The following is a 14,138-nucleotide window of genomic DNA, read 5'->3' on the forward strand; positions in this document are numbered from 1 at the left end:
TCTCCTGGGGTCATGGATGCGGGTGTTCGTCCGGGATGTTCAGCGAAATGCCCATGCGCTGGCCTTCGGCGAGGATGTGCTGGCGCATCTGGGCACTGGCCTGGGCGCTGTTGCGTTCACGTATGGCACGTACCACTGCTTCGTTCTCCTTCAGCCGAGCCGCCAGGTGCTCGGGCGAGTTGCGCAGCATGTCGGCGCTCTGTTTCAGGGCATTGCCGGTCTGCTGCACCACGCTCTGGAAGATCGGGTTGGTGGTGAGCGCGAACAGCGCTTCATGGAAGGCGATGTAGGCCTTCACGCCGGCTTCGCTGTCATCGGCCTCCAGCGCTTCGCGCATGTCCATCAGGGTCAGGCGTAACTGGCCGATGTCCTGGCTGTTGGCCGATTGCGCCACCAGGCCAACGATGAAGGGCTCAAGGGTGTAGCGCAGTTCCAGTACGTCGGCCAGGCTGGCCGCAGCGCTGGTGTCGATGCCGGGTTCCTGGAGGGTGGCATCGGCGTCCAGTACCAGTACGCCCTTGCCTGGCAACGAGCGGACCAGGCCCAGGGTCTCCAGCACGGTCACCGCTTCGCGCAGGCTAGGGCGGCTGATGCCCAGTTGTTCGGCCAGCTCGCGCTGGCCCGGCAACATGTCGCCGGTGCGCCATTGGCCCCGGGCCAAGGCCTGGCGCAGTTTTTCCACCACTGAGTTGACGACGGTCGATGAGCTGATCACGGTTCGCTCCTGCAAGGGCCGGCGTGATCGCCGGCCGCTCTGGTTCAGAATTCCTGTTGATGGTGCGTGTTGGGCTGTTTGCGCGGCGTGGGGGCAAAGCCGGGCTTGCCGTCGAGCACGTTCTGCGCGCGCTCCAGGTCAATGTCCTTTTCCCAGCGGGCGATGGCCACGGTGGCCACGCAGTTGCCAATCAGGTTGGTCAATGCCCGGCCGATGCCCATGAACCAGTCCACTGCCAGCACCAGCACCAGGCCAACCACCGGAATCGCGGGCACGGCGGTCAAGGTGGCGGCCAGGATGACCAGCGCCGAGCCTGGGATGCCGTGAGCGCCCTTGGAAGTCACCAGCGATACCAGCAGGATGGTCAGCAGGTCGGTCATTTCCAGCGGCGTGCCGGTGGCGTTGGCGATGAACACGATGGCCAGGGTCAGGTAGATGGAGAAGCCGTCGAGGTTGAACGAGTAGCCCGTCGGGATCACCAGGCCGACGGTGGAGCTGCCAATGCCCAGGTGCTCCAGCTTGCGCATGATCTGCGGCAGCACGGCGTCGGAAGAGGCGGTGCCCAGCACGATGGTCAGCTCTTCACGCAGGTACTTGATGAGCGGCAACAGCTTCAGGCCCGACAGGCGCATGACCGTCCCCAGCACGATCAGCACGAAGCCGGCACAGGTCAGGTAGAACAGTGCGACCAGCCCGCCCAGGTGCTGCAGCGATTCCAGGCCGTATTTGCTGGTGGTGAAGGCGATGGCGCCGAACACGCCGATCGGCGCCAGGCGCACGATCATGCCCATGATGCGGAAGATCACATGGCTCAGCTCGTTGATCAGCCGCGAAATGCCGGCGGCCGAGTCACCCACCAGGTTCAGCGCACTGCCGAACAGTACCGAGAACAACAGCACCTGAAGAATGTTGTTGTCAGCGAAGGCACCGATCACCGAGGTGGGGATCAGGTCCATGAAGAACGCCGTGGCGCCGTGAATGTGCTGGCCGCGCTCGGCCAGGCCGTTGGCATCGGCGGTGGACAGCTGGTCCAGGTGAATGTTGGCACCGCTACCAATGCCACTGCTGAAGGCGAACACCAGGCCGATCACCAGCGCCAGGGTGGTCAGCACTTCGAAGTAGATCACCGACTTCAGGCCGATGCGCCCGACCTTTTTCAGGTCGCCCGCGCCCGAGATACCGCTGACCACCACGCAGAATACGATCAGGCCGATGAGCATCTTGATCAGCTTGATGAAGCCGTCGCCAAGGGGTTTGAGTTGCAGGGAAAGGTCGGGAAAGCTGAGACCGCAGGCGATGCCGAGGGCAAGGCCGAGCACGACTTGCAGGAAGATCGAACGCGAGCACCATTTGAGCATGGGATTGATCTCTGATCGGTGTCCTTGCTTCGGTAGCCGCACGGGGCGAAAGAGCGCAGGACTTAATTATTGTGGTCTTACCGGTTTGTTCAGCGCGAGGCCATAAAAGCGCGAAAAATCCGACTTTGCAAGGGTTTTCGGCCTTACCGGTCTGACCAGTTATGGGGCAATCTGGCCTGCCAGGCTCTACTTCGGTGCATGCCGTGAAGTGGGGAGTCGCGAATCAGTTCAGGGCTTGGCCAGTGCCTGCTCCACTGCTGCAATCAGCTTGCCAAGATCCTTGGGCGGGGCGTTGTGAATGACGCCGAACAGGTAGGCGCGCTGCTCCTCTTCGTCGTCCGGCTCGGCGAAGAAGTCCTTGGGTTTGACGCCCAGCACCTGAGCAAACTCCATGAGTGCATCGATGCTGGGGGTATAGGTACTGGTTTCGAAGCGGCTGATGGTCTTGGGATCGAAGCCGGTCCGTTCGGCCAGTTGTGCCTGGGTCAGGCCCGCCAGCTTGCGGTAGCGGCGCAGGGCGGTACCCAAAGCTGATCTCGTCATCACTTAATTCCCATTTAGAATCAAGAACTTAACGATATCTATCAACATGGCGCAACGCCATGATTGATCACCTTTGTTTTATTTATGTGATGAATTTCGTAGAATTCACGGCTTGACCGGTCAGTCATCGTCAACTTCCCTGTGTGGTTCGGCCTCGTGCCCCAACGGCGGGAAGCGCATGTGCCATTTGGAGCGGATCGCTACGGATCGGTTCCGGTGGCTGTCGATGAGCTGAGTACCGGCACGTCAGTGAATGGAGTCTCATCGTGCGCCTCAACTTGCCGGTTACCCCGGTCGAGCAACGTTTTCCCCCTGATCAGCGGCTGATTTCTGCTACCGATACCGCCAGCCTGATCACCTACTGCAACCCCGAATTCGCCGCCATCAGCGGCTACAGCGAGGCGGAGCTGATCGGCAGCCCGCACAACCTGGTGCGCCACCCGGACATGCCGCCGGCGGTGTACGCGTTGATGTGGCGCTACCTGAAAGCTGGCAAGAGCTGGATGGGCATCGTCAAGAACCGCTGCCGTAACGGCGACTACTACTGGGTCAACGCTTACGTCACGCCGATCCTCGAAGGCGGGCGTGTGGTCGGCTACGAGTCGGTGCGGGTGTGCCCCACGCGTGAGCAGGTGGCCCGTGCCGAAGCCCTGTATGCGCGGCTGCGTAATGGCCAGGCGGCATTGTCGGTGCCGCGTCGGCTGAACTTGCTGGCCCAGGCGCTGGCCTTGCCACTGGCGGGTGGGCTGCTGGCACTGGGCGCCAACCAGCTTTGGCCTGGCCTGGTGGGGCAGGGGCTGACCCTGGGGCTGTTCCTGGCCTACGGCCTGTGGGCACGCGATGCCCTTGGCCGGCAGTTGCAGCAGGTTGTGCAAGGTGCTGACGGTGCCTTCGCCGACCCGGTTGCAGCCTTGACCTACAGCGACTTGCCGGGTGCCGCCGGGCAACTGCAACTGATGCTGATCAGCGAAGAGGCACGCCTGAAAACCGCATTGACGCGGTTAAGCGACCTGGCCGGGCAAATGGCCGTGGCCGCCCACGATGCCGGGCAGTTGTCGCGCGGCACCGAGGCCGCGCTGCTGGAGCAACGCGCCGAAACCGACCTGAGCGCCACGGCAATGAACCAGATGGCCGCCTCCATCGGTGAAGTGGCCAACCATGTCCAGTTGACCGCCGCCGAGGCACACACCGCGCACCTGCTGGCCGAGCAGGGCAGCCAGGTGGCAGATGCCAGCGGTGCAGCCATTCGTACCTTGGCCAGCACCGTGACGCAGATCAACCAGGCGGTCAGCCAGCTGGCCGGTCAGACCGGTGCCATCGCGGAGGCTGCCGGAATGATCCGCGGCATTGCCGAGCAAACCAACCTGCTCGCCCTCAACGCAGCCATCGAGGCAGCGCGTGCGGGCGAGCAAGGGCGCGGCTTTGCCGTGGTCGCCGATGAGGTGCGGGCGCTGGCCGACAAGACCCGCCAGTCGACCCTGCACATCCAGGCCATCATCGATGCGCTGCGCAGTGGTGCCGAAGAAGCCGTGGCGATCGCCAGCCAGGGCATCGAAGGTGCCGAGCTGGGTGTTGCCCAGGTGCAGGAAGCGCGACGGGCGCTGCATGGCATTCGCGATGCGGTGCAGCGCATCAGTGACATGAGCCAGCAGATGGCGACCGCTTCGCAGCAGCAGTCGGCAGTGGCCGAAGACGTTTCGCGGCAGATCAACGGCGTAGCCGGTATTGCCCAGCACAGCGCCCACAGCGCCAACGCCGCCGCCTCGCGCGGCGCCGAACTGGAACAGGTGTGCGCCGGATTGCGCGCCCTGGTGGAGCGCTTCAACCGCTAAGGCAGGATGCTTTATGGATGATATCTATCGCGCGGCCGTGGACGCGGCCGCGATCTTTTCGGAAACCGACCTGCGTGGGAACATCACCTACGTCAACCAGCAGTTCTGCAGCATCTCGGGCTATAGCCGCGAGGAGCTGCTGGGTGCCAACCACCGCATCCTCAACTCCGGCCTGCACGAGCCGGCGTTCTTCGTTGGCATGTGGCGGGCCCTGGCCGCCGGGCGGGTGTGGAAGGGCGAGATCTGCAACCGGTCCAAGGACGGTTCGCTGTACTGGGTCGACAGCACCATGGTGCCCTTGGTCGACCCGCTGACCGGCCTGGTGCGCAAGTATGTATCGATCCGCTTCGACGTCACCGAGAAGCGCCAACTGTTGCACACCTTGCAATGGCGGGTGGGGCACGATGTGCTCACTGGCCTGCCCAATCGCGCCTACCTGTCCGACCTGTTGAACCAGGCCCTGGCCTACTCGCGGCGTGAAGACATCCCGCTGGCGGTGTGCATGCTCGACCTGGATGGCTTCAAGGCGGTCAACGACGGTTACGGGCACGCGGTGGGCGACCTGCTGCTGGTGGAAGTGGCCCAGCGCCTGAAGCGCATCCTGCGCGGGGGTGATGCCGTGGCCCGGTTGTCGGGCGACGAGTTCGTGCTGATCCTGCGCGACGTCGATGATGAGCGAAAGCTGCATGCGGCCCTGCGGCGGGTATTGCGGGCACTGGCGGCGCCCTGTGTGGTCCGGGGGCACACGCTGTCGCTCAGCGCCAGTATCGGCGTGACCCTGTACCCGCAGGATGACGAAGATGCCGATACCCTGGTGCGCCATGCCGACCAGGCCATGTATGTGGCCAAGCAGCGCGGGCGCAACCGGTATCACGTGTTCGACGTGTCGCAGGAGCAGGAGCTCAAGGCCACTCACCAGACGGTGGCGCGGGTGCGACGGGCCCTTAACAACCGAGAGCTTTGCCTTTACTACCAGCCCAAGGTCAACCTGCGTAGCGGCCAGGTGCTGGGCTTCGAGGGCTTGCTGCGCTGGCAGCGGCCAGGCCGTGGCGTGGTGCCGCCCGGCGATTTCCTGCCTTGGGTAGAGCAGACCGACCTGATCGTTGAAATCGGCGAGTGGGTGCTCGATCAGGCCTTGACCCAGTTGCAGGCCTGGCAGCAGCAGGGGCAGCCCTGGTCGCTGAGTGTGAACATCGCCGCGCGGCATTTGCAGCGCAGTGACTTTGCCGAGCGCCTGCAGCAGCTGCTGGCAGCGTACCCGGCGGTGGACCCGGCCAGGCTGGACCTGGAAATCGTCGAATCCGTGGCCATCGACAACCTGCAGCATGTCAGCCGTTGCCTGGACGCCTGCCGCGCACTGGGCGTGCGCTTCTCGCTGGACGATTTCGGCACCGGTTATTCGTCGTTGAGTTACCTGAAACGCTTGCCGACCCAGACGATCAAGATCGATCAGTCGTTCGTGCGTGACATCCTCCATGATCAGGACGACCTGGCGCTGACAGCGGCGGTGATCGGTCTGGCCCGGGCCTTTGGCCGGGAGGTGATCGCCGAGGGGCTGGAGAGCGTCGAGCACGGCCGGGTGCTGATGGGGCTGGGCTGCGAGCTGGCGCAGGGGTACTGCATTGCCCGGCCGATGCCGGCCAGTGAAGTGCAAGCCTGGGCAGAGGCTTACCGGCAACCGGTGCAGTGGCGTAATCCTTGAGCGGCCGTGCAGGTCAATAGATTCATCGCTCACGCAGCCGCTTGTAGAGGGTGGTCCGGCTGATCCCCAGGCCGCGTGCCACTGCTGACAGGTTGCCATTGGCTTGTTCAACCAGCGTCTGCAGGTCTACCGCATCGGTCGCCACCAGCACAGGCACCTGCAACTCGGCCAGAAACCCTGCAGGCAGGTGCTCGACGCCGACTGGCCCGTTGCCCGCCAAGGCTATTGCCACCTGCAGCACACTGACCAGTTCGCGCACATTGCCAGGCCAGGGATGCTGATCGAGCAACTCGATAATGGCCGGGGGCAGCCGCGCCGGTTGCCCAGGCTCGCGGTAGCGGGCATGCACCTGGTCGATCAACTGCCGCCGGTCCGCACGCTCGCGCAGCGGCGGCAGCACCACCGTCAGCCCGGCAATGCGGTAGTACAAATCCTGACGAAAGCGCCCGGCACGCACCTCTTCGGCCAGGTCGCGGTTGCTCGCCGACACCACGCGGATATCCACCGCCACCGGTTCGCCGCTGCCCAGCGGCTGAATGCTGCGCGATTGCAACACGCGCAGCAGGCGGGCCTGGGTAGGCAGCGGCATGTCGCCGATCTCGTCGAGAAACAGGATGCCGCGGTCGGCCTTGCGGATCAGCCCCGGGTTGCCTTTGTGGTGGGCGCCGGTGAACGCGCCTTTGTCGTAGCCGAACAGCTCCGACTCCACCAGTTCGGCCGGGATCGCCGCGCAGTTGACGGCGACCAAGGGCTTGTCGGCGCGGCTGCTGGCACGGTGCAGGGTTTCCACGAACACTTCCTTGCCCACACCGGTTTCACCCTGCACCAACACTGGAATGTCCTTTTCCAGCAGCAGGCCGGCCTGCACTCGCGCTTTTTCCAGGCGTGGCTCGCCATTGCCAGGTTCAGGGCGGCGGGGCGTTTCGCGTGGTGGATGCCACTGACAATGAAAGCGGTTGCGCCCGGTGGCCTGGAGGGCGAAGGGCTGTTGCCGGGGATGGCTGAGCAACTGCTGCAGGGGCAACTGGAACAGCTGCTCGATGTTCTGCTGCAGCGGGTTACCGCCGAGCAGGCTGTCGGCCCGGTGGTTGGCGGCCAGCACCTGCCCATGCTCATCGAACACCAGCAGGCCGGCCCAGGGGCTGTCGAGGTTGTCGGAGGCGCTGTTGAAGATCAGTTGTGCATGCTGGTCGGCATGCGCGGCGAGGATCAGGCGGTTTTCCAGGCTCTGGCCCATCATGCGTACCAGGCCCAGTGTCTGGCTGGTCGGCAGATAGCCGTCGCTGGCCACGTCGAACACCCCGACCAGTTGCCGTGCAGCGTCGAACAGGGGGGCGGCGGCGCTGGACATGTAGCGGTTCTGGCGCAGGAAGTGCTCGTCCTGGCCGACGTGAATGGCCTGGGCACAAATCAGCGCGGTGCCCAAGGCATTGGTGCCAACGCCGCGCTCGTGCCAGTGGGCGCCGGCGCTGAAACCATGCTGCTGGCGCGGCTCGATGAAACGCCGCGAACCCCAGCTGTCGAGCAGGCAGCCGCTGGCATCGGCCAGCATCACCAGGTAGCTGGCGTTGCCCAGCAGGTGTGCATATTGCGGTAGCACTTCCTCGCGGGTCAGGCGCAGCAGGGCCTGGCGTTTTTCCAGCAGTTCGCTGAGTTCGGCGCGGGTCAGGCAGTCGAAGTCCGGTGCGTGCTGCGGTTGCAAACCGTGATCGCGGCAGCGGGCCCAGGATGCCTGGATGAGCTGGGCGTGGGTCGAAGCGGATGCGGCCATGGGCCTGTCCTGTGTGGTTGTTGTTATGGGCGGACCGCTGTTCAGTGTTGTTCACGGGTGTTCATTGTCAAACCGGCAGGTGTTCAGTTGTTCAGTGATTGTGTTCACTTGTGAACCCCCGATTTGCGTGGCATGCCGCCCAGGCCCCAAGCCAGAGCATCGGGGAGCAACTGGCACGGAACTGGCTGTGCCCGGCAGACAACAACGACAAGAAGGCCATGCCATGTCCCTGGTGCTGGAGCAGATCAGCCGCAGCGTCGACAACCAGCCGTGGATCGTCGATGCCTCGCTGCGTTTCGAGCCTGGTTCGTTCAACGTGCTGCTGGGCCGCACCCTGGCCGGCAAGACCAGCCTGATGCGCCTGATGGCCGGGCTCGATCGCCCGGACCGGGGCCGGGTGCTGATGGATGGCCAGGACGTGACGGGTGTGCCGGTGCGCCAGCGCAACGTGTCGATGGTGTACCAGCAGTTCATCAATTACCCGACCTTGAGCGTGTACGAAAACATCGCCTCGCCGCTGCGTCAAGCGCGCATGGCCGAGGCGGACATCCGCAGGCGTGTGCAGGAAACCGCCGAGATGTTGCGCATCGAAACCTACCTGCAGCGCCTGCCGCTGGAGCTGTCCGGCGGCCAGCAGCAACGCACGGCGATGGCCCGGGCGTTGGTCAAGGATGCCTCGCTGATCCTGTTTGACGAGCCGTTGGTCAACCTCGATTACAAGTTGCGCGAAGGCCTGCGCCAGGAGCTTCGCGAGCTGTTCGCGGCGCGCCACTGCATTGCCGTGTACGCCACCACCGAGCCCAACGAGGCGCTGGCGCTGGGTGGCACCACCACCCTTGTGCATGAGGGCCGCATCGTGCAAAGCGGCCCCACCGCCGAGGTGTATCAGCGCCCGGGCAGTGTGCTGGCGGCCGAGCTGTTTTCCGAGCCGCCGATCAACCTGGTGCCTGGCCGTATCAGTGGCAACGAGGTGAGCCTGGCCCAGGCCGTGCATTTTGCCCGCAATGCCGACTTGCAGGCGCTTGCCGAAGGCGACTACCGCTTTGGCGTGCGCCCCAGCCATATCACCCTGGTACCGGCCCACGACGATGACCTGGAACTGGCGGTGCTGGTGGAGCTGGCCGAGATCAGCGGTTCCGAAACCTTCCTGCATGTGCGCAACGAGCATTGGCGCATGATCCTGCACCTGCCCGGGGTGCACGAATACCAGGTGGACACGCCGATCCGCGTGTTCATCCCCACCCACAAGCTGTTCGTCTTCGACAGCGCCGGGGCGTTGGTGCAGGCCCCGGGGCTGCGCCAGGCAAGGAGAGGGTGATGGCCGAAATCCGCCTGCGCCAACTGGCGCACAGTTACAGTCGCCAGCCCGCCAGCGAGGCGGACTATGCCCTGCACGCGCTGGAGCATGTATGGGAGCAGGGCGGCGCCTACGCGTTGCTCGGGCCGTCGGGCTGCGGCAAGTCGACCTTGCTCAATATCATTTCCGGGCTGCTGACGCCGTCCCATGGCGAGGTGCTGTTCGACGGCAAACCGGTCAACCAGCTGTCACCGCAAGCGCGCAACATTGCCCAGGTGTTCCAGTTCCCGGTGGTGTACGACACCATGACGGTGTTCGACAATCTGGCCTTCCCCTTGCGCAACCAGGGGCTGGATGAGGCCCGGGTGCGTGCCCGGGTGGAAGAAATTGCCGAGGTGCTCGACCTGTCTGCCGTGTTGCGCAAGAAGGCGCGCAACCTCAGCGCCGACGAAAAGCAGAAAGTCTCCATGGGCCGCGGCCTGGTGCGCGATGACGTGTCGGCGATCCTGTTCGACGAGCCGCTGACGGTAATCGACCCGCACCTGAAGTGGAAGCTGCGGCGCAAGCTGAAGCAGATTCACGAGCAGTTCAACATCACCATGATCTACGTCACCCACGACCAGCTGGAGGCATCGACCTTCGCTGACAAGATCGCAGTGATGCACGGTGGGCGCATCGTTCAGTTCGGCACCCCGCGTGAGCTGTTCGAGCGGCCCCGGCATACCTTTGTCGGCTACTTCATCGGCAGCCCGGGCATGAACCTGATCGAGGTGCGCGCCGAAGCCGACGGGGTGGCGTTTGGTGATGTCCACCTGGCTTTGCCCGATGGCCTGCGCGAACGGCTGGCGGCAACGGCAGGCGGGCGCTTGCAAGTGGGCATCCGGCCAGAATTCCTACAGCTGTGGGACAGCCCGTTCGATGACGCCATCCCCGCACGCGTGCTGGATATCGAAGACCTGGGCACCTACCGCATCGTCACCGTCGAAGCTGGCGGTGTCGCGCTGAAGGCGCGCCTGGGCGAGGACCGCCCGCTGCCTGTGGATCAGGCCTGGGTCAGCTTGCCGGCGCAGTGGCTGATGCTGTACGTCGACGATGTGCTGCTGGAGGCCGGGCCATGAACAAAGTGCCGAACAACAAGGCCTGGTGGCTGGTGCTGCCGGTGTTCCTGCTGGTGGCGTTCAGCGCGGTGGTGCCGATGATGACCGTGGTCAACTACTCGGTGCAGGATATTTTCGACCAGTCCAACCGCTACTTCGTCGGTGCCGACTGGTACCGCCAGGTGCTGCGCGACCCGGCGTTGCATGATGCGCTGCTGCGCCAGTTCATCTATTCCGCCTGCGTGCTGCTGATCGAGATCCCGCTGGGCATCGGCATTGCCCTGACCATGCCGACCAAGGGGCGCATGGCGTCGGTGTGCCTGATCGTCATGGCCATCCCGCTGCTGATCCCGTGGAACGTGGTGGGCACCATCTGGCAGATCTTCGGCCGTGCCGACATCGGCCTGCTTGGCGCTACCCTGGCCAAGCTCGGGGTCAGCTACAACTACGCCGGCGACCCGTTCGACGCCTGGCTTACGGTGCTGGTGATGGACGTATGGCACTGGACCTCGCTGGTGGCGCTGCTGTGCTATTCGGGCCTGCGCGCCATCCCCGACGTGTACTACCAGGCTGCGCGCATCGACCGCGCCTCGGGCTGGGCGGTGTTCCGCCATATCCAGCTGCCCAAGCTGAAGAACGTGCTGCTCATCGCGGTAATGCTGCGCTTCATGGACAGCTTCATGATCTACACAGAGCCGTTCGTGCTGACCGGTGGCGGGCCGGGTAACGCCACCACTTTCCTCAGCCAGACCCTCACGCGCATGGCCGTGGGGCAGTTCGACCTGGGCCCGGCGGCAGCGTTCTCGCTGGTGTACTTCCTGATCATCCTGCTGGTGTCGTGGCTGTTCTACACAGCCATGACCCATGCCGACAAGGACTAGCCCATGAGTGCGCGCAAAACGCTGGCCCTGCTGCTGTATTTCTTCTTCCTGCTGGTGCCGATCTACTGGTTGCTGAACATGTCGTTCAAGAGCAACACCGAGATCCTGGGCGGCCTGACCCTGTGGCCGCAGGCATTCACCCTCGACAACTACCGGGTGATTTTCACCGATGCCAGCTGGTACAGCGGTTACATCAACTCGCTGTACTACGTGTGCCTGAACACGCTGATTTCGTTGTTGGTGGCGCTGCCGGCGGCCTATGCCTTCTCGCGTTATCGCTTCCTTGGCGACCGGCACCTGTTCTTCTGGCTGCTGACCAACCGCATGGCGCCCCCGGCGGTGTTCCTGCTGCCGTTCTTCCAGTTGTACTCGTCGATCGGCCTGTTCGACACCCATATTGCTGTTGCCCTGGCCCATTGCCTGTTCAACGTGCCGTTGGCGGTGTGGATCCTGGAGGGCTTCATGTCGGGCGTGCCAAAGGAAATCGACGAAACGGCCTACATCGACGGCTACAGCTTCCCGCGCTTCTTCATGAAAATCTTCATTCCGCTGATTGGCTCCGGCATCGGCGTGACGGCGTTTTTCTGCTTCATGTTTTCCTGGGTCGAGCTGCTGCTGGCGCGCACCCTGACTTCGGTGAATGCCAAGCCGATTGCTGCCGTGATGACCCGCACCGTGTCGGCATCAGGCATCGATTGGGGTGTGCTGGCGGCGGCGGGGGTACTGACCATTTTGCCGGGCATGCTGGTGATCTGGTTCGTGCGCAACCATGTGGCCAAGGGCTTTGCCCTGGGCCGGGTGTGAGGAGGGCAACGCATGGAGTGGATGGCCTGGACCTTGCCGACGGCGCTGTTCTTTGCCGCCGTTGGCGTGCTGCTGCTGGGCATGACCCTGCTTGAGCTGCGCCGTCCTTGCGTGGAGCGGCGGGGCTTCTTGCCGCTGGTCACCAGCCGGGGTGACCGCTTGTTCATCGGCCTGCTGGCCAGCGCCTACCTGCATTTGCTGGTGGTTGGCGTCAGCGAGTGGCCGTTGTGGGTGGCCTCGCTGCTGTCGCTGGCGTGGCTGGTGGTGGTGCTGCGCTGGGGCTGAGCGAGCGGCCCTGTGGAATAACCGAAACGGGAGATCACAATGTTCGATAACAAGCACAAGACGCGACATTTGACCCTGGCCGCGTTGCTGGTGCTGACCAGCGTGCATGGCACAGCCTGGGCCGACCAATACGAGGACGCAGCGAAGAAATGGCTTGGCAGCGAGTTCAAGCCTTCGACGCTAACCCCGGAACAGCAGATGGCCGAGATGAAGTGGTTCATCAAGGCTGCAGAGCCGTTCCGTGGCATGAAGATCAACGTGGTGTCGGAAACCATCACCACCCATGAATACGAGTCCAAGGTGCTGGCCAAGGCCTTCAGCGAAATCACCGGCATCCAGCTGACCCACGACCTGCTCCAGGAAGGCGACGTGGTGGAGAAACTGCAGACACAGATGCAGTCGGACAAGAACATCTACGACGGCTGGGTCAACGACTCCGACCTGATCGGTACGCACTTTCGCTACGGCAAGGTGGAATCGATCACCGACCTGATGGCCAACGAAGGCAAGGACTACACCTCGCCGACCCTGGACCTGAAGGACTTCATCGGCATTTCCTTCACCACCGCGCCAGACGGCAAGGTCTACCAGCTGCCTGACCAGCAGTTCGCCAACCTGTACTGGTTCCGCGCCGACTGGTTCGAGCGCCCTGACCTGAAAGCCAAATTCAAGGAAAAGTACGGCTACGAGCTGGGTGTGCCAGTTAACTGGTCGGCCTATGAAGACATTGCCAGGTTCTTTACCGAAGACGTCAAGGAAATCGACGGCAAGCGCGTCTATGGCCATATGGACTACGGCAAGAAAGACCCGTCGCTGGGCTGGCGCTTCACGGATGCCTGGTTCTCCATGGCCGGCGGTGGCGACAAAGGGCTGCCCAACGGCCTGCCGGTGGATGAATGGGGCATTCGCGTGGAGGACTGCCACCCGGTGGGCTCCAGTGTCACCCGTGGCGGCGACACCAACGGCCCGGCCGCTGTATACGCCACCCAGAAGTACGTGGACTGGATGCGTGCCTACGCGCCCAAGGAAGCGCAGGGCATGACCTTCTCCGAGGCGGGGCCGGTGCCGGCGCAGGGTAACATCGCCCAGCAGATCTTCTGGTACACCGCGTTTACCGCCGACATGACCAAGCCCGGATTGCCGGTGGTGAATGCCGATGGCACGCCGAAGTGGCGCATGGCGCCCTCGCCGAAGGGGCCTTATTGGGAGGAGGGGATGAAGCTGGGCTATCAGGACACGGGTTCGTGGACGTTCTTCAAGTCCACCCCCGAGAAGCAACGCCTGGCAGCGTGGCTGTATGCCCAGTTCGTTACCTCCAAGACGGTGTCGCTGAAGAAGACCATCGTCGGCCTGACGCCGATTCGTGAGTCGGACATCAACTCCCAGGCCATGACCGACCTCGCGCCCAAGCTCGGTGGGCTGGTGGAGTTCTACCGCAGCCCGGCACGGGTGCAGTGGACGCCTACCGGTACCAACGTACCGGATTATCCGCGCTTGGCGCAGCTATGGTGGAGCCACATTGCCGAAGTGGCCAGTGGCGAGAAGACCCCGCAGGAAGCGCTGGATGGCCTGGCGCGGGACCAGGACCGCATGATGGAACGTTTGCAGCGGTCCAATGCCCAGGCCACCTGTGCGCCCAAGCTGAACCCGGAGAAGGATGCCCAGTACTGGTTCGACCAGCCCGGTGCACCGAAACCGAAGTTGGCCAACGAGAAGCCTAAGGGCGAGACGGTCAGCTACAACGAACTGTTGAAGTCGTGGGAGGCGGCCAGGAAGTGATCGCCTAAGCACCACGCTGGCTTCTTCGCGGGCTCGCCCGCTCCCACAGGTACTGCATCGCTCTCAAGGGGAGT

At 63.8% G+C, this 14,138-nt stretch carries 11 protein-coding genes and 2 pseudogenes; 9 read left to right on the forward strand and 4 right to left on the reverse strand.

The annotated features are described in order from the left end of the window. Window positions 1–10 precede the first annotated feature (10 nt). The 3 genes from A0O30_RS21225 to A0O30_RS21235 form a co-directional block, all read right to left on the reverse strand. Window positions 11–715, reverse strand: coding sequence for a FadR/GntR family transcriptional regulator (locus A0O30_RS21225; RefSeq protein ID WP_016714784.1), 705 nt, complete (start codon window positions 713–715; stop codon window positions 11–13). A gap of 44 nt (window positions 716–759) precedes the next feature. Beyond that, entirely contained in the window at window positions 760–2,073 is a 1,314-nt protein-coding gene (locus A0O30_RS21230; protein ID WP_016714783.1) for a C4-dicarboxylate transporter DctA, read from the reverse strand. A 228-nt stretch (window positions 2,074–2,301) separates the two neighbouring features. Next, on the reverse strand, window positions 2,302–2,616 hold the full coding sequence (locus A0O30_RS21235; protein WP_025754409.1) for a helix-turn-helix domain-containing protein: 315 nt from the start codon (window positions 2,614–2,616) through the stop codon (window positions 2,302–2,304). Between the two features lie 266 nt (window positions 2,617–2,882). On the opposite strand from A0O30_RS21235, the pseudogene A0O30_RS28265 reads away from it, so the two are divergent. The 3 genes and pseudogenes from A0O30_RS28265 to A0O30_RS21245 form a co-directional block, all read left to right on the forward strand. Further along, window positions 2,883–3,164 (forward strand): annotated as a pseudogene (locus A0O30_RS28265) (PAS domain-containing protein); the annotation flags it as partial. A gap of 789 nt (window positions 3,165–3,953) precedes the next feature. Then, window positions 3,954–4,448, forward strand: a pseudogene (locus tag A0O30_RS28270) (methyl-accepting chemotaxis protein); the annotation flags it as partial. Window positions 4,449–4,461: 13 nt separating this feature from the next. Next, window positions 4,462–6,150, forward strand: a complete 1,689-nt coding sequence (locus tag A0O30_RS21245; RefSeq protein ID WP_105947899.1) for a bifunctional diguanylate cyclase/phosphodiesterase — start codon at window positions 4,462–4,464, stop codon at window positions 6,148–6,150. A gap of 22 nt (window positions 6,151–6,172) precedes the next feature. Here the strand turns inward: A0O30_RS21245 and A0O30_RS21250 are convergent, their stop codons facing one another. Beyond that, window positions 6,173–7,921: a sigma-54-dependent Fis family transcriptional regulator gene (locus A0O30_RS21250; RefSeq protein ID WP_105947900.1), complete on the reverse strand. Its 1,749-nt coding sequence runs from the start codon at window positions 7,919–7,921 to the stop codon at window positions 6,173–6,175. Window positions 7,922–8,144: 223 nt separating this feature from the next. On the opposite strand from A0O30_RS21250, the gene A0O30_RS21255 reads away from it, so the two are divergent. The 6 genes from A0O30_RS21255 to A0O30_RS21280 are packed head-to-tail and all read left to right on the forward strand — an operon-like array spanning window position 8,145 to window position 14,064. Next, on the forward strand, window positions 8,145–9,239 hold the full coding sequence (locus tag A0O30_RS21255) for an ABC transporter ATP-binding protein (protein WP_105947901.1): 1,095 nt from the start codon (window positions 8,145–8,147) through the stop codon (window positions 9,237–9,239). Then, complete coding sequence (locus A0O30_RS21260) at window positions 9,239–10,336, forward strand: ABC transporter ATP-binding protein (protein WP_105947902.1); 1,098 nt, start codon at window positions 9,239–9,241, stop codon at window positions 10,334–10,336. Before A0O30_RS21255 ends, A0O30_RS21260 begins: the two co-directional genes overlap by 1 nt. Next, the gene (locus tag A0O30_RS21265; RefSeq protein WP_016714776.1) at window positions 10,333–11,196 is read left to right on the forward strand and encodes a carbohydrate ABC transporter permease; all 864 of its coding nucleotides are present in this window, start codon (window positions 10,333–10,335) and stop codon (window positions 11,194–11,196) included. Before A0O30_RS21260 ends, A0O30_RS21265 begins: the two co-directional genes overlap by 4 nt. Before the next feature lie 3 nt (window positions 11,197–11,199). Then, entirely contained in the window at window positions 11,200–12,000 is an 801-nt protein-coding gene (locus A0O30_RS21270) for a carbohydrate ABC transporter permease (protein WP_105947903.1), read from the forward strand. Between the two features lie 12 nt (window positions 12,001–12,012). Next, window positions 12,013–12,285, forward strand: coding sequence for a DUF2160 domain-containing protein (locus A0O30_RS21275; protein WP_013971877.1), 273 nt, complete (start codon window positions 12,013–12,015; stop codon window positions 12,283–12,285). A gap of 39 nt (window positions 12,286–12,324) precedes the next feature. After that, complete coding sequence (locus A0O30_RS21280) at window positions 12,325–14,064, forward strand: ABC transporter substrate-binding protein (protein WP_105947904.1); 1,740 nt, start codon at window positions 12,325–12,327, stop codon at window positions 14,062–14,064. Window positions 14,065–14,138: the final 74 nt, after the last annotated feature.

Source organism: Pseudomonas sp. LLC-1, assembly GCF_002992185.1.
In the GTDB taxonomy this organism is placed as follows: Bacteria; Pseudomonadota; Gammaproteobacteria; order Pseudomonadales; family Pseudomonadaceae; genus Aquipseudomonas; species Aquipseudomonas monteilii.